At 48.3% G+C, this 21,513-nt stretch carries 25 protein-coding genes; 16 read left to right on the plus strand and 9 right to left on the minus strand.

Going from position 1 to position 21,513, the window contains the following annotated elements; all coding sequences use genetic code 11:
* The first annotated feature begins 3 nt into the window (after positions 1–3).
* The 4 genes from E1919_RS11545 (at position 4) to E1919_RS11560 (ending at position 2,268) form a co-directional block, all read left to right on the plus strand.
* Entirely contained in the window at positions 4–741 is a 738-nt protein-coding gene (locus E1919_RS11545; RefSeq protein WP_162053558.1) for a hypothetical protein, read from the plus strand.
* A 1-nt stretch (position 742) separates the two neighbouring features.
* Positions 743–1,111 (plus strand): GntR family transcriptional regulator, encoded by a 369-nt coding sequence (locus tag E1919_RS11550; RefSeq protein WP_162053559.1) that lies wholly within the window; start codon positions 743–745, stop codon positions 1,109–1,111.
* 39 nt (positions 1,112–1,150) lie between these two features.
* On the plus strand, positions 1,151–1,327 hold the full coding sequence (locus E1919_RS11555) for a hypothetical protein (RefSeq protein ID WP_162053560.1): 177 nt from the start codon (positions 1,151–1,153) through the stop codon (positions 1,325–1,327).
* A gap of 149 nt (positions 1,328–1,476) precedes the next feature.
* Positions 1,477–2,268: a pentapeptide repeat-containing protein gene (locus E1919_RS11560; RefSeq protein WP_162053561.1), complete on the plus strand. Its 792-nt coding sequence runs from the start codon at positions 1,477–1,479 to the stop codon at positions 2,266–2,268.
* 28 nt (positions 2,269–2,296) lie between these two features.
* On the opposite strand, the gene E1919_RS11565 is transcribed toward E1919_RS11560, so the two are convergent.
* A complete protein-coding gene (locus E1919_RS11565) occupies positions 2,297–2,872 on the minus strand; it encodes a hypothetical protein (RefSeq protein ID WP_162053562.1) in 576 nt (191 codons plus the stop codon).
* Positions 2,873–3,215: 343 nt separating this feature from the next.
* Here E1919_RS11565 and E1919_RS11570 point away from each other — a divergent pair, with 343 nt between their 5' ends.
* From E1919_RS11570 to E1919_RS11585, 4 genes are all read left to right on the plus strand, one after another.
* Complete coding sequence (locus tag E1919_RS11570) at positions 3,216–3,932, plus strand: ABC transporter ATP-binding protein (RefSeq protein ID WP_162053563.1); 717 nt, start codon at positions 3,216–3,218, stop codon at positions 3,930–3,932.
* A gap of 49 nt (positions 3,933–3,981) precedes the next feature.
* Complete coding sequence (locus tag E1919_RS11575) at positions 3,982–5,226, plus strand: ABC transporter permease (protein ID WP_162053564.1); 1,245 nt, start codon at positions 3,982–3,984, stop codon at positions 5,224–5,226.
* A gap of 85 nt (positions 5,227–5,311) precedes the next feature.
* A complete protein-coding gene (locus tag E1919_RS11580) occupies positions 5,312–6,562 on the plus strand; it encodes an ABC transporter permease (protein WP_162053565.1) in 1,251 nt (416 codons plus the stop codon).
* A gap of 164 nt (positions 6,563–6,726) precedes the next feature.
* Complete coding sequence (locus E1919_RS11585) at positions 6,727–7,824, plus strand: efflux RND transporter periplasmic adaptor subunit (protein ID WP_162053566.1); 1,098 nt, start codon at positions 6,727–6,729, stop codon at positions 7,822–7,824.
* Between the two features lie 85 nt (positions 7,825–7,909).
* Here E1919_RS11585 and E1919_RS11590 read toward each other — a convergent pair whose 3' ends face one another.
* Entirely contained in the window at positions 7,910–8,500 is a 591-nt protein-coding gene (locus tag E1919_RS11590; protein WP_162053567.1) for a membrane-associated protein, read from the minus strand.
* A 269-nt stretch (positions 8,501–8,769) separates the two neighbouring features.
* Here E1919_RS11590 and E1919_RS11595 point away from each other — a divergent pair, with 269 nt between their 5' ends.
* Positions 8,770–9,267 carry a GNAT family N-acetyltransferase gene (locus E1919_RS11595; RefSeq protein WP_237144296.1) on the plus strand — a complete coding sequence of 166 codons (498 nt, stop codon included), beginning with the start codon at positions 8,770–8,772 and terminating at the stop codon, positions 9,265–9,267.
* A 125-nt stretch (positions 9,268–9,392) separates the two neighbouring features.
* Here E1919_RS11595 and E1919_RS11600 read toward each other — a convergent pair whose 3' ends face one another.
* A complete protein-coding gene (locus E1919_RS11600) occupies positions 9,393–9,953 on the minus strand; it encodes a DUF4864 domain-containing protein (protein ID WP_162053568.1) in 561 nt (186 codons plus the stop codon).
* A 138-nt stretch (positions 9,954–10,091) separates the two neighbouring features.
* Here E1919_RS11600 and E1919_RS11605 point away from each other — a divergent pair, with 138 nt between their 5' ends.
* The 5 genes from E1919_RS11605 to E1919_RS11625 all read left to right on the plus strand — a co-directional run bounded on the left by E1919_RS11605 (position 10,092) and on the right by E1919_RS11625 (position 14,738).
* Positions 10,092–10,883, plus strand: a complete 792-nt coding sequence (locus tag E1919_RS11605; RefSeq protein ID WP_162053569.1) for a phosphatase PAP2 family protein — start codon at positions 10,092–10,094, stop codon at positions 10,881–10,883.
* A 96-nt stretch (positions 10,884–10,979) separates the two neighbouring features.
* Positions 10,980–12,191, plus strand: coding sequence for a zinc dependent phospholipase C family protein (locus tag E1919_RS11610; RefSeq protein WP_162053570.1), 1,212 nt, complete (start codon positions 10,980–10,982; stop codon positions 12,189–12,191).
* Positions 12,192–12,426: 235 nt separating this feature from the next.
* Entirely contained in the window at positions 12,427–12,921 is a 495-nt protein-coding gene (locus tag E1919_RS11615) for a hypothetical protein (protein ID WP_162053571.1), read from the plus strand.
* A gap of 205 nt (positions 12,922–13,126) precedes the next feature.
* The gene (locus tag E1919_RS11620; protein ID WP_162053572.1) at positions 13,127–14,215 is read left to right on the plus strand and encodes a DUF3616 domain-containing protein; all 1,089 of its coding nucleotides are present in this window, start codon (positions 13,127–13,129) and stop codon (positions 14,213–14,215) included.
* 88 nt (positions 14,216–14,303) lie between these two features.
* Positions 14,304–14,738, plus strand: coding sequence for a hypothetical protein (locus tag E1919_RS11625; RefSeq protein ID WP_237144298.1), 435 nt, complete (start codon positions 14,304–14,306; stop codon positions 14,736–14,738).
* 72 nt (positions 14,739–14,810) lie between these two features.
* On the opposite strand, the gene E1919_RS11630 is transcribed toward E1919_RS11625, so the two are convergent.
* From E1919_RS11630 to E1919_RS11645, 4 genes are all read right to left on the minus strand, one after another.
* Positions 14,811–15,074 (minus strand): hypothetical protein, encoded by a 264-nt coding sequence (locus E1919_RS11630; RefSeq protein WP_162053574.1) that lies wholly within the window; start codon positions 15,072–15,074, stop codon positions 14,811–14,813.
* An 84-nt stretch (positions 15,075–15,158) separates the two neighbouring features.
* Positions 15,159–16,685, minus strand: a complete 1,527-nt coding sequence (locus E1919_RS11635) for an HTTM domain-containing protein (RefSeq protein ID WP_162053575.1) — start codon at positions 16,683–16,685, stop codon at positions 15,159–15,161.
* A gap of 101 nt (positions 16,686–16,786) precedes the next feature.
* Positions 16,787–17,371: a hypothetical protein gene (locus E1919_RS11640; protein WP_162053576.1), complete on the minus strand. Its 585-nt coding sequence runs from the start codon at positions 17,369–17,371 to the stop codon at positions 16,787–16,789.
* Positions 17,372–17,580: 209 nt separating this feature from the next.
* Positions 17,581–18,957 carry a lysophospholipid acyltransferase family protein gene (locus tag E1919_RS11645; RefSeq protein ID WP_162053577.1) on the minus strand — a complete coding sequence of 459 codons (1,377 nt, stop codon included), beginning with the start codon at positions 18,955–18,957 and terminating at the stop codon, positions 17,581–17,583.
* Positions 18,958–19,200: 243 nt separating this feature from the next.
* Here E1919_RS11645 and E1919_RS11650 point away from each other — a divergent pair, with 243 nt between their 5' ends.
* Positions 19,201–19,851 (plus strand): DsbA family protein, encoded by a 651-nt coding sequence (locus E1919_RS11650; protein ID WP_162053578.1) that lies wholly within the window; start codon positions 19,201–19,203, stop codon positions 19,849–19,851.
* Positions 19,852–19,856: 5 nt separating this feature from the next.
* Here E1919_RS11650 and E1919_RS11655 read toward each other — a convergent pair whose 3' ends face one another.
* Positions 19,857–20,258, minus strand: coding sequence for a hypothetical protein (locus E1919_RS11655; protein WP_162053579.1), 402 nt, complete (start codon positions 20,256–20,258; stop codon positions 19,857–19,859).
* Between the two features lie 232 nt (positions 20,259–20,490).
* Complete coding sequence (locus tag E1919_RS11660) at positions 20,491–20,709, minus strand: hypothetical protein (protein ID WP_162053580.1); 219 nt, start codon at positions 20,707–20,709, stop codon at positions 20,491–20,493.
* Between the two features lie 110 nt (positions 20,710–20,819).
* Between E1919_RS11660 and E1919_RS11665 the strand changes: the two genes are divergently transcribed.
* Entirely contained in the window at positions 20,820–21,401 is a 582-nt protein-coding gene (locus tag E1919_RS11665) for a CAP domain-containing protein (RefSeq protein WP_162053581.1), read from the plus strand.
* Positions 21,402–21,513 lie beyond the last annotated feature (112 nt).

Here is a 21,513-nt window from a genome sequence, read left to right on the forward strand (position 1 = left end):
ACTATGAATACAGAACTGAACCTGAAACGGCTGGGCTTCTTCTTAAGAAGGCAGCTGTACTTAAACTTCAGCACCATGTGGGTTGCCATTGGAGCAATTCTCGGACTGCTGCTAATCATCTCTGCACTGTTTGCGTATTTTAACCGCGATGTCGAAATAGTTCTAAACCTGCGTAACCTGCACCTGGTGGTGTTTATGCTGGGTGGTTACATTTTCACCAGCAAGGTTTTTGATGAGATGCACGCCCCGCAGAAAAGCTATATGTTCCTGACGCTGCCTGTGTCGGCTACAGAAAAACTGCTGGCTGCCTGGTTTATCACTTCTCCGGTGTATGTAGTAGTAGCCGGGCTTATGGTGGTAGTGCTCTGCTTCATTACTTCGCTAGTAGCGGGGCACCTGGAGGTTCTGCCACACTTATTTGATGAGGTTTTCTTCAACTGTATAAGAGTGTACATGGTTACACAGGCCGTATTCTTATTAGGAGCCGCCACATTCCGGAGCAACAACTTTTTAAAGACGGTGCTGGCGTTAATCCTGGTAGCGATGCTGATTGCTGCTTACAGTGGGGGCCTGGGCTACCTGTTGTTTGGGAGCGGTAATTACAACGTAGACGAAAGCAGCGAACTTGGAGCAACTGCAAAATTCATTTTCGATACCATTATCCCGATGCTGTTCTGGTGGGTGCTGGCTCCATTCCTGTTAGTCGTATCTTATTTTAAATTAAAAGAAAGGCAGGTGTAAGATGGAATTTAAAGAGAATCAAGCTATATATCTACAGATCGCGAATCGCTTTTTTGAGAACATACTCCAGAAGAAGTGGGACAGCGGCGAGAAAATCCCCTCCATCCGCGACATGGCCGTGGAGTTTGAGGTGAACCCGAACACGACGATGCGAACGTTTAATTACTTGCAGGACAAGGGCATCATTTACAATAAGAGAGGTATTGGTTATTTTCTGGCCGATGATGGGTTCGAGAGAACCATCGCTATTAAGAGAGAGCAGTTTTTGGAAGAAGACCTGCCGTTATTCTTTAAAAACATGCAGCTGCTGGGCATTAAGCTAGACGATTTAAAGGCTTATGCAAATCAGAAGCCGGAACTGAACGTGTAGTAAATAAAAACATTGTCTTCATCATTAAAGCACGAAAAAATGAATACGAGCAATAAACTTTTGATGGGCCTGCTGCTTACTGTCCTGCTTTTTATAACAGTGACCGTTGTGACAGCCAGGATGTATGCAGAAAAGAGAGAACCTGGTCAGGAACTTGTAGCGCCTCCTGATACGCCTGCCGTACCGGAAACCCCTGCGCCTCCTGCTGCCGAATAAGTAACTTTTACCGACGCCCGCTGACATGGAAAGTGCTGCGGGCGTCGGTGCTTTTTCTGTTTTTTTCGCTTCATCAGGCAACCTTTCCTCAAGGAGTCTCATCTATTAGGCAAACATTACCACAGAATGTAGAACCTTTAACATAAACTATGATGAGAAAAGTACAGGTATTATTTGTGTTGCTGTTGTTACCGTTGCTGTCGTTTGGGCAAACAAGAGTGGATGCTTCGGAGGTTCTTCAAAAAATTAATCGGGGAGAGGCTGTCTCCTACCAAAACGCTGAAATAACCGGCGACCTGGACATGACAAAACTGCAGAACATGAAGCTGAAAGACGGGAAAAATGGGGATTCAAAAGAATACGTCAGTACCGTGACCAGCCCTGTTACCTTTGTCAACTGCACATTCAAAGGCGATGTACTGGCTTACTATAATCCGGATAACGTAACATCCGGCATCTTCAATAACAGCTCTAACGAGGTTTATAATACTAATTTTGAGCGGGATGTGCTTTTTGAGAACTGTAAGTTTGAGCAGGAAAGCGCCTTCAAGTATTCAGAATTCGATGGTTCAGCCTCCTTTGTTGGCAGCCGCTTCTCAGAAGATGCTTTGTTTAAGTATACCAAGTTTGCGAAAAATGTAAACTTTAGCAATGTGCGTTTCCAGGATGAGGCTAACTTCAAGTATGTGAAATTTCCGAAGGGAGTCAGCTTTGCCGGCGCTACCTTCGAAGAAGAAGCCAACTTTAAGTACGCCAAATTCGAGGAAGGCGTAAACTTCCAGAAGGCGCGGTTCGATGGCACGGCTAATTTCAAGTATGCCAAGATAGCAGACAACTTTAACATCAAGGGAGCTGATTTCCGGGGCGGAGACGACTTCAAATACACCAAGCTGAATGACAGGTCTGTTTCACTGTCTTCGCTGCAAAGCATGAACAGATAAAGCTATAAGCCTAAACGGCGCTACCTCCTTAGGTGGCGCTGTTTTCTATCAGCGCAAGCATGCTGCCAAGCCCTTCGCTCAAGCTAAGGTCTTTGACAGGTGGCAGCGCCAGCCACTCAGCCCGCACTTTATTGATAAAATGCACATCCATCGCAGCACTTTCACCGCGTTTATTTGCAGTTATTACGGCTGCTATGGCTGTTTTCAGCACATTCGCCTTTACGCGGAGGGTATACTTAGCATAGCGTGCGGGATGCAGGTGTACATATCGGTCTTCCACCACGCCCCAGCGCACCACCCAATCGGTACCATCAGAAAGCGAAATCAGCCTGTAAGCAGCACCTGCGGTGGCCAGATAGTGTTGATAGGCGGCTGGCTGTTGCAGGTGGCGCTCCTGTAAGTACTGCAGCATCTCCGTCGCAATTTGCAGCGGCGACAGCGAGCCAGTATACAGATCTAACTGCGAACCACCGATAGTTCGTAAAGCAGCTTTTAGTTCTGCTTCCGGAGTAGCGGTGCTGCATTCTACGAACGATTTTATAAAGCTTAAATGGTGCTTAAGCGGGTGGAACAGGATGGGTTCAGGGAGTTTTGCTGAAAACATATATGCCTGTTTGTACCGCTGTTGGCTGCTTCTTGTTTACAAAAATTGCGCTCAACTGAATGATGCTGATCCGGTAAACCCTCCTGATTTATGTATCTCACTGTTACATAGTAGTCTAAGTAGCTTTACTTGTTTCTAAAGACGCTGCTCTTGTTTGTCCCGGATTGTTGTCTGCTTATTAGACGCATCTTTAAAAACATCAGTTTCGTCGAGGATGCAATGCTGTAAGTCGATAGAAATAGGTTGTAAGTATAAATTGATCAATAAAAAGTATAATAGGCGGTACCTTGTATAACAAACTACCGTTATTTATAAGGAGTTAGCCACCTAAAAGCCGCAGCTTATGATCCAGCTCAACAACATCCATAAATACTACGCCATGGGCCATAACAAGCTGCATGTGCTGAAGGGAATTGATATGCATGTGCGGGAGGGCGAGTTTGTGTCTATTATGGGCTCCTCCGGGTCAGGCAAGTCCACGTTGCTCAACATCCTGGGCATCCTCGACGACTACGACAGTGGCGAATACACCCTCGCCGGCACACAGATAAAGAATCTGTCGGCCTCTAAGGCTGCTTTTTACCGGAATAAGTTTCTGGGCTTCGTGTTCCAGTCTTTTAACCTGCTCTCGTTTAAAAACGCGATGGAAAATGTGGCGCTGCCGCTCTACTACCAGCAGGTAAGCCGCAAGCAGCGCAACAAAATGGCGCTGGAGTACCTTGATAGGGTGGGGCTGAAGGACTGGGCGGAGCACTCACCTAATGAAATGTCGGGGGGGCAGAAGCAGCGGGTAGCAATTGCGCGGGCGCTTATCTCACAGCCTAAACTCATCCTTGCCGACGAGCCAACTGGTGCCCTGGATAGCCAGACATCTTATGAGGTGATGGACATTTTTAAAGATGTTAACCGCAAAGGCATGACGGTGATGATTGTGACGCATGAGAATGACATAGCTGACCAAACACACCGTATCATCCGCCTGAAAGACGGACTCATTGTAAACGATCACGGCCTTCCTGAAACTGCCGAGGCAGTAGTCTCCGGAGAGATAGCAGGCTAGCCAGCACCGCCCTGGAACAGCAATCAACAATCCAACAAACAGCAAAAACATGTTCGACCTTGATAAATGGCAGGAGATAGGTGCTACGATGCAGAAAAACAAGCTGCGTACGTTCCTGACAGCCTTTGGCGTGTTCTGGGGTATCTTTATGCTGGTGCTGTTGCTGGGCGCAGGCAAGGGGCTGGAAAACGGGGTGTATAACCGCTTCGGGGATGGTGCCAAGAACAGCATTTTTATATGGAGCGGCAAAACAGCAGTAGCGCACAAAGGCCTGAAGCCGGGAAGGGAAATCAAGTTCACAAACGAGGACCTGCGGGCGATCGAACGCGAGGTGGCCGAACTAAACATGATGGCGCCCCGCAACAGGGTTTTCGGGGAATACACCATCAACTATAAAAAGCAAAATGGCTCTTACATGGTTTTTGGGATATCGCCGGAATACCAGGAGATGAGTGGGGAGCGTGTTTACCGTGGACGACTGCTGAACCAGTATGATGAGGCCGAGAAACGGAAGGTGGTAGTGCTCGGGGAAATGGCCAGTAAAGTGCTTTTCGGCGAGCAGGACCCCATAGGAGAATACGTCAATATCCGGGGCATTCATTTTAAAGTGGTAGGTACGTTTAAAGTATCAGGCAACAACAGCAGTCGCCGCGAAGAGCGGGCTTATATACCTTTTTCTACGCTGCAGGGTGCTTTTAACCAGCCGAACCAGGTGCAACTGATGTTGCTGACAGCGAAGGACGGTGTGCCTGCCGCCGTAATGGAAGAGCGCCTCCGGGACCTGCTCTCGCAGCGGCACAAATTCTCTGGTGAGGATGATATGGCCCTGGGCGTGGAGAACACAGAGGAGGAATACCTGAAAGTACAGGGGCTGTTCAATGGTATCAAAATTTTCGTCTGGATTGTGGGCATTGGTACACTGATAGCTGGCATTGTGGGCGTGAGTAACATTATGTTGATCATAGTGAAGGAACGCACCCGCGAGATAGGTGTCCGGAAAGCACTGGGTGCCACGCCCTTCTCTATTGTAAGCCTGATTCTGCAGGAGTCGGTGGTTATTACGGCATTCTCCGGCTATATGGGTTTGCTGGCAGGAACCGGGTTGCTGGCGCTGATGGAGTATATGCTGGTGTCGTCGGGGGCAGAGATGGCTTTTTTTGGCAGCCCTGAGGTAGATTTTGGTGTGGCATTAGCGGCTACCGTATTGCTGGTTTTGTCAGGTGCCATCGCCGGGCTGGTGCCAGCCCTGAAGGCCGCCAACATCAAGCCCATAGAAGCCCTGCGGGCTGATTAATAACTTAATTTTGAATAACAGAATAACTGAATCATAAAAGAATTATTCAACCATTCAAAATTCAGTCATTCAAAATTGCAAAGCCATGATAGACATCGATAAATGGACCGAGATTTATAACACCGTAAAGAAGCACAAGCTTCGGACGGCGTTGACAGCCTTTGGTGTGTTCTGGGGCATTTTTATGCTGGTGGTATTATTAGGAGCGGGTAAAGGACTGGAGAACGGTATCACGAGCGAATTCAATATTGCCAAAAATGCTGTCTTTATCTGGACGCAGCGCACCAGCGTTCCTTACATGGGGCTAAAAGCGGGGCGCTTCATACAGATGACAAACGATGATGTGGCAGCCATAAAATCAAACATACCGGAGGTAGGTGTGGTAGCGCCCAGCAATCAGCTTAGAGGTGACTTTGCCGTAAACTACAAAGACAAAAGCTCTGCTTTTACCGTGAATGGCGAAACGCCTGAAATGTTATCCGTGAAGCCGATGAAAGTGACCACCGGCCGTTTCGTGAACAGCATTGACCTGCGGGAAAAGCGCAAAGTGGCTGTGGTAGGACCGCGTGTGCTGGAAGTGCTGTTTCCGGGGGAAGAGCAGCCTATCGGGAAGTATATCAGCATTAAAGGCAGCTATTTTCAGGTGGTGGGCACTTTTGAGCCTGTCGGCAAAGGGGAAGACATTGTGGAGGACTCTAAAGTGATTTTTATACCACAAACCACGCTGCAGCAGACATACAATGCTGTAAACAAAGTTGATTTTATGGCGCTTGTTCCCAAGCCCGGAGTGCCTGCCGTTGTGATAGAAGATAAAGTGAAGGCCCTGCTGATGCAGCGCCATAATGTTGCCCCTGAAGACCTGAAAGCATTCGGTTCCGCAAACGTGGAGAAAGAGTTTCAGGATGTGCAAGGGCTGTTTGCCGGCATTGCCGGGTTTAGCTGGCTCGTAAGTATCGGCACCATCCTCGCGGGCATTATAGGTGTAGGCAATATTATGCTGATTGTGGTGAAGGAGCGGACAAAGGAAATCGGGGTGCGGAAAGCATTGGGCGCCACACCATGGTCCATCATCAGCTTAATCATTCAGGAGTCAATCGTGATAACAGGCATGGCCGGTTATATGGGGCTATTGACAGGCACAGGCATTATCGCATTAATAGAGTATTTCATGCGCAAGTTTGATGTACAGGCGGGCTTCTTCGGTATTCCGGAGGTAAACTTAGGTATAGCCGTTACGGCTACGGTGCTGCTGGTTTTCACCGGTGCCCTGGCCGGGTTAATACCTGCCACCAAAGCTGCCCGCGTGAACCCAGTAGTAGCTCTGCGCGACGAGTAGGCAAAGATTGGGAATTTCTCCCCGTTGTCATCCTGAAAGGATCTTGTGGGCAAGCCGCAACAGCTTAGCCTCAATTCAAGCAAGATAATTTCACAAAGATAGAGGGATGAGTTTGAGTACGAATAAACTATTATGCAACAACGAAACATTAAATATTGCATTCTATGAAAAAGGTATTGCTTGGCGTTTTTGTCTTAGTTTTTTTAGGCCTATCTGTTTGGTTGGGCTATTACTTCTACAACAAAGCGAACACGGACCCTGTGGTATACAAAACAGAGACGCCGTTTGAGACAGCCATTGTGAAGAAGACCGTTGCCACCGGCTCTATCGTGCCGCGCCGCGAGGTGCAGGTAAAGTCGCAGGTGTCAGGCACTGTGGAGGAACTGCACGTGGAGGCCGGACAGGTTGTAAAGAAGGGACAACTGCTGGCTAAGATCAGGATAGTACCCAACATTGTGAGTGTGAACAACGCTGAAACACAGCTGCAGACGGCTAAACTGAATTTTCAGGAGGCGGAGCGTGAGCTGGCGCGATACGATAAGCTATATGAGCAGAAAGTAGTGCCAGAGCAAGAGTACCGCAAATACAAAGCAGACTTCGCCCTGAAGCAGGAAGCGATGCAGGCGGCAGAAAACAACCTGCAGTTGGTGCGCGAAGGCTCCTCCCGCAAAAAAGGCCAGGAATCATCTAACTTAGTGTACTCCACTATAGACGGTATGCTGCTGGATGTGCCGGTAAAGGTGGGTACGTCCATTATCGAGCGCAACAACTTTAACGAAGGCACTACCATTGCCACCGTGGCCGATATGCGCAGCCTTATCTTTGAAGGTAAAATTGACGAATCGGAAGTGGGCAAACTGAAAGAGAACATGGACCTGCTGCTAACCATCGGCGCCATCGAAGGCCGCGTGTTTAATGCAAAACTGGAATATATCGCTCCGAAAGGTGTGGACGAGGAAGGCTCCATCAAATTCCCTATACGAGCTCAGGTGGTGCTGGATGAAAAAGACTTTATAAGGGCGGGCTACAGTGCCAACGCCGACATTGTGCTAGACAAGCGCGATAAAGTAATTGCCATCAAAGAAAGCATGCTGCAGTTTGACAAGGAACAACCTTATGTGGAGGTAGAAACGGCTCCTCAGAAATTTGAGAAACGCATAATCAAGACCGGGCTTTCAGATGGTATAAACATTGAAGTTGTCTCAGGACTTGATAGAAAAGAAAAAGTGAAAGTGCCTGAAGTCGGCATCGCGCAGATATAAGCAGCAAACTAAAACAGGAAAAGCGGGTGCCACCCGCTTTTCCTGTTTTGATGCGTTTGAACATTTCCTTGCCTGCGTAAACGCCTTAGTTAAAAATCCATTTCAGCAGAAAATGAGAAGGCAGGATAACGGCTGTTGCCCAGATAAGCATCACGCATACAAGGTATAAACCTTTCGGAATGGTCTTTTGCGGTTTACTGCCAGGGCCAAAAACCCAGTTAATGTTCTCCTTCGGGTCTGTCACTAAATAAGTAACTGGCAGCACCACCCACGTTAGGGCTGTTTGCCAGTAGATGGCGTCTGTGTCATATCCCCACTCTATCAGCAGCCAGATAATAATGGCGGGCAGAAACACATGGAAAAGAGACAGGCCCCGCAAAAACAAGCTTTTCTCTTCGTCAAACATATAATCACTTAGCCCTACCAGTTGCTTGCCTGTGAATAACCGCCCGAAGTAATCCAGACACCACATGAGTTCCAGCGCCAGCACCCCTACAGCCATCATACTTACTAGTAATTTGCTTCCGGTCCAGAGGGCAATACCTACTGAAAAGAGCGTTATATCCGAAAACCAAAGAAAGTTGGCTGGCCCATACCGCTTCCAGTATACAGGTATAAGTACCAGCACAAACAAGGTATAGCTTAGCTGTAACCAAAGCGGAACAGTAGATTCCATACTGCAAAACAGAATTATCTTTGAAGAACGGTTTTATCATTTTGCCCCATAAATGGATGAACCCATTATGTGAGCACCTGTAAAAAGTAAAGCGGTAATTGCCTGGTTTAGCTTAGGGTAATCTTGAATTTTGGTAACATGTGTCTACGCCTCCTCCGCTTATAAGTTGATGCCAGCCTACGGGAATGGCAGTTCTGTATGTGCAGGAGCATTTAGAAAGCTTAAAGCCAACTGTTAAATTTGCAGTTAAACCTTAAACAGCTACCACAATGCCACAGCACTATACTATGCCGTCGTCCATCCAGATTGTAGATTTCAACCCCTTCTACGCAAAGGCGTTCTATGACCTGAATCACGAGTGGATTTCGAAGTACTTTGTGATGGAGGAGGCCGACGAGGAGTCGCTGGGTGATCCACAGAATTACATCATCAACAAAGGAGGGCACATCCTGATGGCGCTGTTTCATGGAGAACCTGTTGGTGCCTGTGCCTTGCTGAAAGAAGAGGAAGGGGTATACGAAATGGCCAAGATGGCTGTAACGCCTCGGGCCCAGGGGCTTCATATTGGCAGGCTCTTAGGCGAGCGGATTATTGAGAGAGGAAGAAAAGCCGGTGCCCGCAAAATCTACCTGGTTTCAAACCGAAGACTCACCACTGCCCTCAGCCTCTATACCCGCCTTGGTTTTGTGGAAGTGCCGATGCCACCCAGCATCTACCAGCGGGCCGATATTAAAATGGAGCTGAACCTGGAAGAGTTGGGGAGTTAGAAAGTTAGGAGAGTCAAACTAAATGTGCATACAATGAATAAGAAAGACTTCCTAATTTTCTTACTCGGGCACAGGTAGAATGATGCTCTGCTGAGAAGCAGCCTGAAGTAGATAACGCGATTTTCTTATATCAAGCTTATTTCTGCACCTGGCTCCATGCGGGCAATGCCTTCGGTCATCCAGCAGCCTTTGTAGCTTCCCCTGCGCTGTTTTGAAAGTATAAACATGTATACCTCCTCCCGACCGTCCCGGCTATCAATCACGACAAGCTGATAAGCTGTGTTGTCAGTAACCACTAGCTGGCCAGTTTTGTAATTTTTAAAGTTTAACATGGATCGGTACGCGGGGTCCCGGACGAGGACACGAAAGTGGTTGAGAGGGCCGATGTGTAGTTTATTCTTTGGAGATGAAAAGTTGAACATCGTGATAACACCACTGTCGCTTTGATCGTTTTGTTGCAGGGCACGCAGTTGTATACTGATTACTTCTTCCGGAGAAAATGCCTTATCTGGTTTTAAATAAGTCCATTTAGACGTTGAACTAGTCTCTTCAGCAGGCGTCATGTAGGAGGCATAGTGTTGCTGCTCTACTGTGGGCATAGCAGGGAACTGTACCCAGAATAGTATCAGCAGGAGAACCCCTATTACGAGCATTATCTTGTCAAACACGTTATCTTTACCCTTCATATAAATATGTACTTTATATAGGTAGCCAAGGTTGTGGAGATGCTCTTTTTTGGGGTGTACGGCTACTATGAGATAGGCAAGAGAGAATATCAGCAAACAAACCGGAGAGCCTGCGTATACGGTTAGCAATATATTCTTATGAAGAACGTCCTGACCGGTCATGTCAAGCAAGCCGTTGTCTGGCTAAAGCATCAGCCTGTTATGCTGCGGCTCCGGCAACGTTATCCTGAACTGTCGCAGTTTGTTGTGAACCGTTTCAATACGAAGGTATTTGTCGGGCTGCCGCTTACGCTCGTGCTGTTGGCGTTTGGGGTGAACATGGTGCTTCTGTCGCACCTCACCGAGAGTGTTCTAGAGATGGATTGGATCGTGACTGTCGATAGAGAATTTACCTTCCTGCTTTACAATGCACGCACCGATGCCTTGAGTATAGTATTCTATACATTCACCCAACTTGGTGAGCGGGAGGCTGTATTCCTGGTAGGTGGCGTTGTATCAGCTGTTTTCCTTTACCGCAGAAATTATGTGGCGCTGTTGGCTTTCTGGCTGACGCTTGCCGGGGTGGGGCTCTCTACTAGGTATGGCAAAACCCTTATTAGCCGGGAGCGCCCCGCTGATGTGGCCTATTATGTTGTAGAACACTTTTCTTTCCCGAGTGGCCATGCCACCACAGCAATTGCGCTGTATGGCATACTGGCCTACTTCCTGTACCGGCATTACCACACGCATGCGCAGCGGCAACTGCTGCTTTGGCTGGCGGCAATTCTGATTCTGCTGGTAGGCTTCAGCCGGATTTATTTAGGGGTACACTATCTGTCCGATGTATTGGCAGGTTTCCTGTTAGGTGCACTGTGGTTACTGGTGGGTATCAGCCTGGTGGAAGTAATGCTGTACCGGAAGAAGAGGCATACTATGAGGAACAGCCTTTAAATCCACACCTTTTTGCAGGAGAAGCGTATATGTCATATATACTATATGGATATAAAAATATATAAAAGGCTTTTCTGCCTCGCCCTCACGTTTTGTATGCTGTTAACCACTGCACCTGCGGCTAATAGCTATGGCATCCTAGCGCATCAAGCAGTAATTGATGCGGCCTGGGAGAAAAGCCTGAAGCCGCTCCTGCTGCGAAGGTTTCCTGATGCCACCGAAGAAGAACTGCAGAAGGCGCATGCTTTTGCCTATGGCGGCTCTATTGTGCAGGATATGGGCTATTACCCCTTTGGCAGTGTCTTCTTTACTAACCTGACCCACTATGTACGCAGCGGCGACTTTGTGCTCAACATGGTAAAGGCCTCCGAAACTTTAAATGAGTATGCTTTCGCGCTGGGCACTATGGCCCACTTTAATGCAGACATTTACGGGCACCCCATTGGCACCAACCAGGCAGTGGCTCTGGTTTATCCGGAAGTCCGCGAGGAGCATGGCGATACGGTGACGTACGAGGAGAATCCAATTGCTCACATTAAAACAGAATTCGGCTTTGATGTACTGCAGGTTGCCCGGGGCGGTTTTGCGCCGGAGGCATACATGAATTTTATTGGGTTTGAAGTGTCAGAAGAAGTGCTGAAGCAGGCTTTTGTGGAAACATATGGGCTGGAACTGAACAAGGTGTTCCTGGATTTGCCGCTGGCCATCGGGAGTTACCGCTATACCGTCCGGAACTTATTTCCCAGGCTCACGAAAGCTGCCTGGCAGGCAAAAAAGTCTGACATACAGGAGGCGCAGCCAGGAGTAACCCGCCGGAAGTTCGTCTACCGCATGAGCAGGGCGAAGTATCATGAGAATTGGGGAGGGGATTACGAGCGGCCAGGGTTTTTTACCCGCATATTGTCTTGTATCATAAGAATGCTTCCTAAAATTGGTCCGCTTCGCCCCCTTGCTTTCAAGCCACCAACTCCGGAGGCAGAGGAATTGTTTCTGAAAAGCTTCAACACGACAGTAGATAATTATATCATCATGTTAAACCAAGGGGGGCAGGGAGAGCATACTCTGGAGAATATGCAGCTGGATACAGGTAAGCCCATAGCGCCAGGGCAATATGAGTTAACAGACGAAACCTATGCTGAGCTGCTGGAAGAATTAGCAGATACCGGGTTCAAACACGTGACCCCTGCTCTACAAACGCATCTGCTGCAATTCTACAAAAAAGCCCGTGCGCCGCATCAGAAAAAGGAGATAGAAGACTGGGAGGAGACACAGGAGCAACTTGCCAGGTTGGCAGCCATGGAACTCTAAACAGTATGGAGCTGAATATTGAATTATCCTGATGCAATTACTGAAAACAACGACAGCTGGTATAGTATGCAAAATGAAGTAAACGAAGCTGCAGAAAGGCAAAAATTCAGCGCCGGGTGTAACTATATCTGGAAACACACGATAAACTAATTTAGGCTCCTGGCAAAAACCGGAATGATCCGAAACCTATGCCAGGGGTGCTTAAATTGTACTAAACTTTAATATGACTAAAACCATGGAAAACAACTCGAATAATAAATCAGCGCAGAATAATAACAACACATCTAACCAAGGGGCCTCTGCATCAGGCAGCACAAACAGCAATCAGTCTACACAGGGCAGAAGCAACCAGCAGGCAACATCAGGCAAGGACAGCATGAAGAGCATTCAGAACAAGCTGCAGCAGTACTCAGGCCCGATTGCTAAAAAAATCAACGGCCTTACAACTACTCAGAAAATAGTGGGTGGTTCTATTCTTGCCCTGGGAGCAGGTTGGATTGCAATGAATTCTGGAAACAAAGAGAAGCTCAAGAACAAAGCCAGTAAACTGACGTCTAAGGCAAACAAAGAGAAAATTAAGAATAAAGCCAACGAGCTTGCGTCTACTGCCCAGCAGAAGATGAACGAAAACAAAGGCAGTAATTCGAATGATAACGCTACTAACCGTAGTTCTTCCGGCAGTAATTCTTCCAGAACCGGAAGCTCTTCTGTAGATGCAAGAGTAAAATAATCTTGTTGCCGCCCAATAAGAAGCGACAACTAAATCAAAAAGAGCCGGGCTTGTTAGTCCGGCTCTTTTAATTTGGAAGATCGGTCTTACCTAAAATTATTTTAGGTTGCATCAGGTCGGCAAGCTATCAGCCAGCAAATCTGTAAATACCGATGGAGGCCTGCTACGTACAAAGGTTTACGTTCAAATAAATTTAAAAAAGCTGATGACTAACAAAATAATGCTTCAGTTTGACCCGCAGCAATGTATCAATCCTAAAGGGAAGCATGTGCGTGATGGCCTGTCCACTGTGCTGCGGACAGAGAATAATCTATGGCTAAGTTGTGATGAGAGCACAAACATTGAGCGCCTCTCCCTCTCCGATAATGGCTCCTTTGGCGGGCACCAATCTTTTGACCTGACAAACTACCTCGACCTGCCTGACGCCGGCAACAGCGAGATTGATATAGAAGGAATGGGTATGGGTGATAACTACCTCTGGATTGTTGGCTCGCACAGTTTAAAGCGTAAGAAGCCCCGCCGGCACGATACTATAGAAGACCAGATGAAGCGCCTGTCGAAGGTGAAAAACGACCCTAACCGGTACCTGCTGGCACGTATCCCTATCTTAATTGATAAAGCATCCGGAGACTACGTGCTGCATAAAGAGTGTGAAGACCCCGAACAGCCGGGGCATATGCTGCGGGCGGCACAACTGCACGGCGACAGCGACAGCAGCATTCTGACGGAGGTGCTAAAGCACGATGAGCACATTGCACCTTTTATGCGCATACCCGGTAAAGACAATGGTTTTGATGTGGAGGGACTAACAATCAGTGGTAAGCGCATCTTTATTGGCCTGCGTGGGCCTGTACTCAGAGGCTGGGCTATGATTCTGGAGATAGAGACGGAGGAAGACGAAAAGGGCATGCTCCACCTGAAGCAGTTGACGAAGAACCGACCGTATAAAAAGCACTTCCTGAACCTGCGGGGCAAGGGCATACGGGAACTCCGCGCCTGCGGGGATGATATCTATATTCTGGCTGGCCCTACTATGGACCTGGATGGCGTAATAGCTATTTACCGATGGCCTGGTGCGCTCCTGAACGAGGAGGAGGCCATGGTGCATAATAACGAACTGGAGCACCTGGCAGAAGTTCCGCATGGCAGAAATGAACAATCTGGCAAAGACAAAGCGGAAGGACTTGCAGTTTTTGATGAAGAGCACGTACTGGTGGTGTTCGACAGCCCGACAGATGCCCGTAAGGAGGGAGAGGACGTAGTGATAGCCGATTTGATAAAAGTGCTGAAGTAGCACTAACTGAAACCTTATGGACGGCAGAAGGCTATAACGGGTAAAGCAGCCAAAGTAGAAACCTATAAATCCGAAGAAAATGAACAATATGATTAAAGCTTTTGCAGGTGGCCTTGCAGGTGCCTGTGTCGTGACGGTAGTGCACGAAACTCTGAGAAGGATGATGCCTGATGCCCCGCGCATGGACGTGCTGGGCATGCGCTCTATCTCTGAATTGATGCAGAAAGCAGATATGGAGCCCCCGCAGGACAAGGATGAACTGCACACTTGGGCTCTGGCAGGCGATATAGTTTCTAATTCGTTATACTATAGTCTGGCTGGCACGGGCAAAGATGCCTGGTGGCGCGGGGCTGTATTAGGCGCTGCTGCCGGAGCAGGAGCAGTACTACTGCCGGGGCCGCTGGGGCTGGGCGAAGAGCCAAGCAACAAAACAACCAGAACACAGGTCATGGCTGTTGGGTACTATCTGCTGGGTGGTTTAGTGGCCGCTGCCGTAGGACATGCCCTAAGTGACGAATCGTAAGCCATCGCTTTAAAAATGCAAAGGGAGACACAATTTCGTGTCTCCCTTTGCATTTTCTATAACTATACTCTGCTAGAAGCCATTGTCGGTTGCAGGTGTAGTAGTGCGGGGAGTGGTAGAATCAAGGGTGGTGTCAGCACCAGGGTTGTTTGCCGTGTCCAGCGGGCTAATGTTATCTTCCGTTATAGCACCGCCTTCCGGGTCATTCAGGCGGCCGTCCACTTCGTTGTTAGTAGTTTCGGTGTCCACGCCGGTAGTGTTTTCGCCGGTGCAGCTTATCAAACCTCCGCTCATCAGCATAGTTCCTGCCACTATAAAAGCATATGTCTTTTTCATAGAATTTCTGTTTTTAGTTTTCTGAATAGTTTTCTTGTTTACGATGAAAAGAGAGAATTCGATAGTAAGCACCACTTGCGCCGGCTACCTTTCAGGCTCATTGGCACAGATGCAAAGCACTTCCCGCGTGGGAATGGGCACCTGGTAATCTGGTAGAGAAGGCTCTTTCATGTATACCACCTGCAGTTGCGTAATTGGCTGCGTTGGATGATTTTCGTTCCAGCGGCGCATCAGGTAGTTACAGTAGTAGGGACGCAAATATGCGTTGCTTACAAACAGATAGTTCTCGGAGTACTTGCGCCAGCGGTCGTTCTTAAACAGCGACATGACTGAGGCCGGCTTCACATCGTCTACCTCCTTCCCCTGTTGGTTCAGGTCAATGGCTTTGCCGGTAGCTGTTTGCCCTTCCAGTATATACCAGCCATCATCCCGGAAAACAATCGGCGCAAACATTCCCCAGTGCTGGTCCAGGCGCAGGAGATAGCCAAACCACCTGCTGTTGTTCGGTAGCTTGTGTATCGGCAGGTGTGTTCCGCTCAGGTTCCACCAGATGCAGTAGAGCAGTGTTGCGGAAACAAAACCGTTGCGGAGCTGTGGTAGCAAGTGCACTGGCACCAGGGGGCGGTTCAATTTTACCTGTATACTCAGCAGGGCGGGCTGCCGGAGCCGTTTAAATACTTTTTTGAAATGGCCGGTATTAGGCCTTCTGAAAGAGGAAAGAAGCCGCCTGTCTATCCAATCCATAGCAGGAGGAGGAAGAAGTCCAGCCACAGAGGCAATGTTGATGAGGTAGAACAAACCGACAAACAGCGTCAGGCTAATGCCAACATGGAAGCTCACCAATACGCCTACCACCACCATCCTGAAGAAGTTAGTGTAAACCGGGATGAGCAACAGGAAGGGTAGTAACAGCTCTGTGTAGTAGGCAGAAAGTGTTAACACCCGCAGCAGTTCCGGGTAAGGATAAATGAGTCTGCCCACGGGCATCAGAATCTGGTCCAGGCTCAGAGCATAATAGAGAGCTGTGCCGTCTGTGTGCCACTCCGGAGAGTTTTTAAGTAAAGCGGTGCTAAAGTAAACCAACCCAACCTGCAGGATATATGCTGCTGTGGCGGCGCTAAAATAGGTTGTATCAGAGGAGGGACGGGAAAGATGCTGACCTTTCCTGGTCGCATCGTATGAATATAATCTGCCCCAAGGCAGAAATATACCCCAGAAAAGGAGCATCCGAAGGAGGTCATCTCCGCCCTGCCCTATCACGAGGTTCCGGTTCTGCAGCGATAACAGCAGGAGCCAGCTAGCTATAGTTGCAAATCTTGTTTTATAACCTATCAGCAGGCAAAAGGCAAATACAGCAGCTATGGCAAACAGTACCGCCTGAAACTGCCACAAGCCACTCATAATGTGGAAAGAAAATAACTGAGGCAGCCACAGGTGCTGGTGCAGCACATGCAGTGGCAGCACACCCATGTTGGAGTAATGTGCCTCCAGGTCAGTTGCTCTGATAGCAAGATCGATGAGGATAATACCTGCCAGCCAAATCCGCATGATAGCCAGCGCACGCAGGTCCACCGTGAAAACTTTACGAAAATATAGAGCAAGGTACTTCATCCGTTACGATGCTAGAGTGTTTAAAAGCAAAAAGGCAAAGACCTGATGGTGTTTGCCTTTTTGCTTTTATGTCATGTTAAATATTGCATATAGCCACACTACTACATAGTTGTGGTACCCGCAGTTGTTGTCCCTACAGTAGTTGTTCCTACAGTAGTAGTACCTACGGTTGTACTGGTCGTAGTACCTACAGTTGTACCGGTCGTAGTACCTACAGTTGTGCCGGTAGTAGTACCTACAGTTGTGCCGGTAGTAGTACCAGTCGTCACACCAGTTGTGGTGCCTGTAGTAACACCTGTTGTTGTACCAGTAGTTATTCCGGTAGTCGTTCCTGTAGTCACACCTGTGGTTGTACCGGTAGTAGTACCAGTCGTCACACCTGTAGTAACACCGGTAGTAGTACCAGTTGTCATTCCAGTAGTAGTACCAGTCGTCATACCTGTGGTTGTTCCTGTTGTCACACCAGTGGTCGTGCCGGTGGTAGTTGTTCCTGTTGTTACACCAGTAGTTGTTGTGCCAACTGTGGTAGTGCCAGTGGTCATCGTTCCAGTTGTTGTACCAGCCGTCGTGCCATAATCATCAGTGGTATCTACACCGTCAGTGGTTGTGTCAGTAGTTGTGCAGCTGGACAATAAGCCTGCTACCACAAATGTTGATGCACAAATATTTAAGAATGTCTTTTTCATAGCCTTAGTTTTGTTGTTTGCTCAAAAGTTAACTTGCTTAAGTTGTTGAACTTCAGATATGCTTTTACGAACTCTTAGGAAAGCAGGACAGGATTTTGTACAATAAATACTTATTATTAAGGGATTGTAGCTATTTACAAGGCCAACAGTAGTAGTAAATTGTTAAGAGGAGGAACAGTAGCGACCCATAAGTAGTACAATGATGCGGATTATGATGAGTCTTTGCCTTTTAAAAGTATATTTGACTCCTCCAGGTAATCCTGTTTAGCACCTTCCAACTCAGCTATAATCTCCTGCCGCTGCTGCCTTAAGTCTGATATCAGGTCCTGCCGCTTTGTAAATAACCGGAACAGCAGCCAATGCTCCTGTGTGTGCTGTAAGGTTTTCCAGTAGTGCAGGGTAAAAAATCCGCTCAGGGGCAGGCTCAGGAAATAAAGAAGCGCCCATGGCCATGTCAGGTCCAATAGGTCCACTACCAGCCAGCCTGCTATCAAGTAAAATAACGGAAACGTGAAAATGCCCACCGTCAGCATAATGGGCGCATACCATTCTTCTTCCTTTGTTACGGCTCTGGCTACCCTAGATGGAATAATATAGGGGATGTAGTTGTGCAGCAAGCCATAGAGGTATGCCGGGAAGCCCATGACGAGGTAAAGCAGGCTCAGCAGGCTTTGCTGCAGTATGGTGGTGCTTTGCTTTCCCATCACAGCATCCTGCAGGCGCAGGCGCTTCAGCTGCAGCATATAGTTATTCAGCTTCTGTTTTAGCGCCAGTACACGGGCAGGTGCTGTCTGGCTGAAGTACCCGATGCTTTTCACGATGGCTTTGGTGAGCAGGAAATCCTGTTCGTGAGCTGGTACATCGGGAGGGGCAGCCGCTGCCAGCTGCTCTTTATAGATTGCCTCTACCTGCCGGGCCAGCTCGTCTTCCTCATCAGTCGGGGTGTGGATGATGAGGCTCTCCAATCGCTGCCTGATCTCCTCTGTCAGGGCCAGTACAGCCGCCTGCCCATCCTGCTGAAAGGCTGCGGCATAATCGGCTACTATAATGGGCTCTCCTATGTTAACAAACACATCGCTCCGGAAGCGGGTGGGGGCAGCATAGTTGAGGCCTACCGGCAATATCTTTATGCCTAAACGATAGTTAGCATCCGATTCAGCGCCCAGGGCTATGCGAGCCGTGCCTGTCTTTATCTTGCGCAGGCGTCGCTGGTTAAAGCTGTTCCCTTCTGGGAAAATGAGCAGCGTCTTCTTTCGCTGAAGTGCCTCAAAGCTGGCGGCAAAGGCTTCTTCGTTGCTTACAGCCTGGTCTGGGTTGTCCTCGCGGCGGTGAATCGGAATCAGGTGCATCTGGCGCAGCATCCAGCTCTGAAACCCGGAGCCGAACACCGTGCTTTTGGCAATAAAGTATACCGGCTGGCGCAGCAGCGAGGCTGTCACAATCGGGTCCATAAATGTGTTCGGGTGGTTCGAAACTACTAACAGTGGCCCCTCGTCAGGCATCAGGTGGTGGTTGCGTACCTCAAACCTGTGGAAAAACACCTGTAGTCCCGTCTTATAGATTAGTTTTAGGATAGCGTAGAGCATGGCAGCGTTAATTGGCGTAAGCCAGCATAAGTTGTGGCATCATATTAATCACTATAGTATAAATGTAATGTGGCTTTACTTTTTCTGAAAAGCAACACCAGCATTCGTTTCAAATGGCAGTACTGCTTTTCAGAAAGATGAGAATGGCTGTTTGTATCTCCTTCTTTTGTTTTGGAAATTGTGCCGAAACCTTCGGCGCTGGTGGAGGTTTAAGGGTTTACCACCTTTTAAAAAGTAAATAAAGTGAAGAAAGCAACACTACTGTATATTCAGGATGCCTTGTGCGGCTGGTGTTATGGCATGAGCCCTGTCATACTGCAACTGTATAAAGCGCACCGGCAAGACTATAACTTTGTGGTACTGAGCGGCGGTATGGTACGGGGCAGTAACGTTCAGCCCATCAGCGGCATGTCCAACTATATCCGGCAAGCATCAAAGCAGCTGGAGCAGGTAACTGGCGTAAAGCAAACGCAGGCCTATCATGAAAACATCCTGGACAAAGGCACCTACATCACCAATTCAGAACCACCTGCCATTGCCCTGCTGATACTAAAGGAGCAGTTTCCGGAGCAGCAGGTACTTCTGGCAGCTGCCATTCAGAACGTGCACTTTGTAGAGGGGAAAGACCTGAACGAGGTAGAAACCTACCTGCCTGTGGTAAGGCAGTTTGGCGCCAGTGAGGAGGATTTCAAAAAGAAGTTTACAGACAAAGATTATACTGACATGGCCCGACAGGAGTTTGAGCTGGTAGAGAAATGGGGCATCAGCGGGTTTCCTGCAGTGGTGTGCGAGGCTGGAGAAAAGCTATACCTGGTGGCACAGGGTTATCAGCCATACGACCAACTGACCGAAACTCTGGAGCGCATACAGCAGGAGGCATCGGAAGCAAAGTAAAGCAGCTATGCTTCTACGGATAGCAGCCATTCATAGGCAGAGGTCAGGTCTTCGAACACCTGCGCCTCAAAAGGGAGGGGATACTGCTTACTATTCAGGAAATGAACCAGCTGTTCTGCCGCTACTTCGTCGAAGGAGTTGATGGCGGCAAAGCGCTTGAGCGGAAGCTGGCAGAATTCCGGGAGGAAATCCTGAGCAGTCCATTGAATGTCCTCCCAGGGGAGCGGGGGGAGTAGGCGCCTGTCAGAGATAGCGAACGGGATGCGTAAGTCTTTGATATATTGAGACGTAATGGTAACAGCTGCTCGGTATTGCTGGCTGCTACACCCGCCGTACCACTGGCTTACCAAAACGTGGTGTGCCGCGTAATATTCTAAATGTATATACTCAGTGTCAAACAAGACCATAACCGGCGGCATTAAGAGGTATTTACATATTCTAATATTACTAATAACATTCTTAATAACAAATACTTTTACTCATTTAAAGTGATGTTTCAAGCATAAAAAAGCAGGCTTTGGGATAGCTGCCGCTTTAAACGGCAGGATTATAGCGCTGTGCCTGCTCATGCATAAGCCCCGGCTAAAGAATTTTCTTTAGCCGGGGCTTATGCATGAGCAGGCAGGTATTTAAAGTGTCTTATTTAGTGCGGAGCGTATTGGCGTTGCTACCGTCCAACTTACGGGTATCCTCCTCGTTTTTGGCGGCTGCGTTACCCCCTTCTTCTTTGCCCTCAAAGCCTCTCTCCTCAATATCTGTTTCTTCTTTCTTCATGCCTGTTAGCGGTTCGGGGTTCTCGTCCGGCAGGCGCTTGCTTTCGTCTGAGTTGGTGATGATATTGTCGTCTTTTGGTGTCATGGCTGAAAAATGTATGGTTATAGTATAGTTTACGCATACGGGCAGGTTTGTTTGCTACCACTCAATTAATACTTCCATTCAGCGTTAAGAGAAGTGTAAAAGAGAGACTTATGATGTTGATGAAGTATGCGCTGTTGTGGCTGGTCTTTTTGATGCCACAGGTACAGCGGGCAGATGAGAGCCTGAAGTCTGCTGCTAAAGCAAATTTTGAAGAACTGAACGCTGTGCGGCAAAACCCGAAGCTGTACGCCCAGAAGTATAAGCTGCCGGCACTGGCTAAAATATCACCACGCGCCCCCTTTACCTGGGACGACGCACTGGCAAAGCTGGCCCAGCAGAAAGCCGAGGACATGGCCAGGCACAACTACTTCGGCCATATAGATAAAAAAGGCAAGGGTTTGAATTATTACCTGTGGCAGGTAAACTACCCGCTTCCGTCTTATTACTCGAAAGAAGCCCGCGCTAACAACGTAGAGTCCATTGCGGCAAACACAGAAAGCCCGCTGGTGTTTGTGCAGCAGCTGATAGAGGACCAGGGTGTGCCTTCCCTGGGCCACCGCAAGCACCTGCTCAGCCTGAACGAGGAAAGTACACCCGCTACGCACATCGGCATCGGTATTGCTTATAACCCCAACTCAAAGTATAAATACTACTGCAGCATTCTGATAGCGCCGAAAGTGGAGGTTCCGTAAGGAATAAATATGTTTTGATACTAAAATGTGCCAGAGCGTTAAAAAACGGCCATATAATTTGACTAATTTCAAATCAACACATTTTTACTTTGCCTCCTATAACTTTTAGCCT

Origin of the sequence: Pontibacter pamirensis (assembly GCF_010015475.1) — a bacterium.
Classification (GTDB): Bacteria; Bacteroidota; Bacteroidia; order Cytophagales; family Hymenobacteraceae; genus Pontibacter; species Pontibacter pamirensis.

Excerpts from the sequence above, each read along its gene's own strand:
- E1919_RS11645 (WP_162053577.1), bottom strand. The coding sequence starts at position 18,957 with ATGCTCTACGCTATCCTAAAACTAATCTATAAGACGGGACTACAGGTG.
- E1919_RS11570 (WP_162053563.1), top strand. The coding sequence starts at position 3,216 with ATGATCCAGCTCAACAACATCCATAAATACTACGCCATGGGCCATAAC.
- E1919_RS11625 (WP_237144298.1), top strand. The coding sequence starts at position 14,304 with ATGATTAAAGCTTTTGCAGGTGGCCTTGCAGGTGCCTGTGTCGTGACG.
- E1919_RS11550 (WP_162053559.1), top strand. The coding sequence starts at position 743 with ATGGAATTTAAAGAGAATCAAGCTATATATCTACAGATCGCGAATCGC.
- E1919_RS11595 (WP_237144296.1), top strand. The coding sequence starts at position 8,770 with ATGCCACAGCACTATACTATGCCGTCGTCCATCCAGATTGTAGATTTC.
- E1919_RS11555 (WP_162053560.1), top strand. The coding sequence starts at position 1,151 with ATGAATACGAGCAATAAACTTTTGATGGGCCTGCTGCTTACTGTCCTG.
- E1919_RS11600 (WP_162053568.1), bottom strand. The coding sequence starts at position 9,953 with ATGAAGGGTAAAGATAACGTGTTTGACAAGATAATGCTCGTAATAGGG.
- E1919_RS11610 (WP_162053570.1), top strand. The coding sequence starts at position 10,980 with ATGCTGTTAACCACTGCACCTGCGGCTAATAGCTATGGCATCCTAGCG.
- E1919_RS11565 (WP_162053562.1), bottom strand. The coding sequence starts at position 2,872 with ATGTTTTCAGCAAAACTCCCTGAACCCATCCTGTTCCACCCGCTTAAG.
- E1919_RS11635 (WP_162053575.1), bottom strand. The coding sequence starts at position 16,685 with ATGAAGTACCTTGCTCTATATTTTCGTAAAGTTTTCACGGTGGACCTG.
- E1919_RS11655 (WP_162053579.1), bottom strand. The coding sequence starts at position 20,258 with ATGGTCTTGTTTGACACTGAGTATATACATTTAGAATATTACGCGGCA.
- E1919_RS11580 (WP_162053565.1), top strand. The coding sequence starts at position 5,312 with ATGATAGACATCGATAAATGGACCGAGATTTATAACACCGTAAAGAAG.
- E1919_RS11545 (WP_162053558.1), top strand. The coding sequence starts at position 4 with ATGAATACAGAACTGAACCTGAAACGGCTGGGCTTCTTCTTAAGAAGG.
- E1919_RS11640 (WP_162053576.1), bottom strand. The coding sequence starts at position 17,371 with ATGAAAAAGACATTCTTAAATATTTGTGCATCAACATTTGTGGTAGCA.
- E1919_RS11590 (WP_162053567.1), bottom strand. The coding sequence starts at position 8,500 with ATGGAATCTACTGTTCCGCTTTGGTTACAGCTAAGCTATACCTTGTTT.
- E1919_RS11620 (WP_162053572.1), top strand. The coding sequence starts at position 13,127 with ATGACTAACAAAATAATGCTTCAGTTTGACCCGCAGCAATGTATCAAT.
- E1919_RS11630 (WP_162053574.1), bottom strand. The coding sequence starts at position 15,074 with ATGAAAAAGACATATGCTTTTATAGTGGCAGGAACTATGCTGATGAGC.
- E1919_RS11605 (WP_162053569.1), top strand. The coding sequence starts at position 10,092 with ATGAAGAACGTCCTGACCGGTCATGTCAAGCAAGCCGTTGTCTGGCTA.
- E1919_RS11560 (WP_162053561.1), top strand. The coding sequence starts at position 1,477 with ATGATGAGAAAAGTACAGGTATTATTTGTGTTGCTGTTGTTACCGTTG.
- E1919_RS11575 (WP_162053564.1), top strand. The coding sequence starts at position 3,982 with ATGTTCGACCTTGATAAATGGCAGGAGATAGGTGCTACGATGCAGAAA.
- E1919_RS11660 (WP_162053580.1), bottom strand. The coding sequence starts at position 20,709 with ATGACACCAAAAGACGACAATATCATCACCAACTCAGACGAAAGCAAG.
- E1919_RS11585 (WP_162053566.1), top strand. The coding sequence starts at position 6,727 with ATGAAAAAGGTATTGCTTGGCGTTTTTGTCTTAGTTTTTTTAGGCCTA.
- E1919_RS11665 (WP_162053581.1), top strand. The coding sequence starts at position 20,820 with ATGATGTTGATGAAGTATGCGCTGTTGTGGCTGGTCTTTTTGATGCCA.
- E1919_RS11615 (WP_162053571.1), top strand. The coding sequence starts at position 12,427 with ATGGAAAACAACTCGAATAATAAATCAGCGCAGAATAATAACAACACA.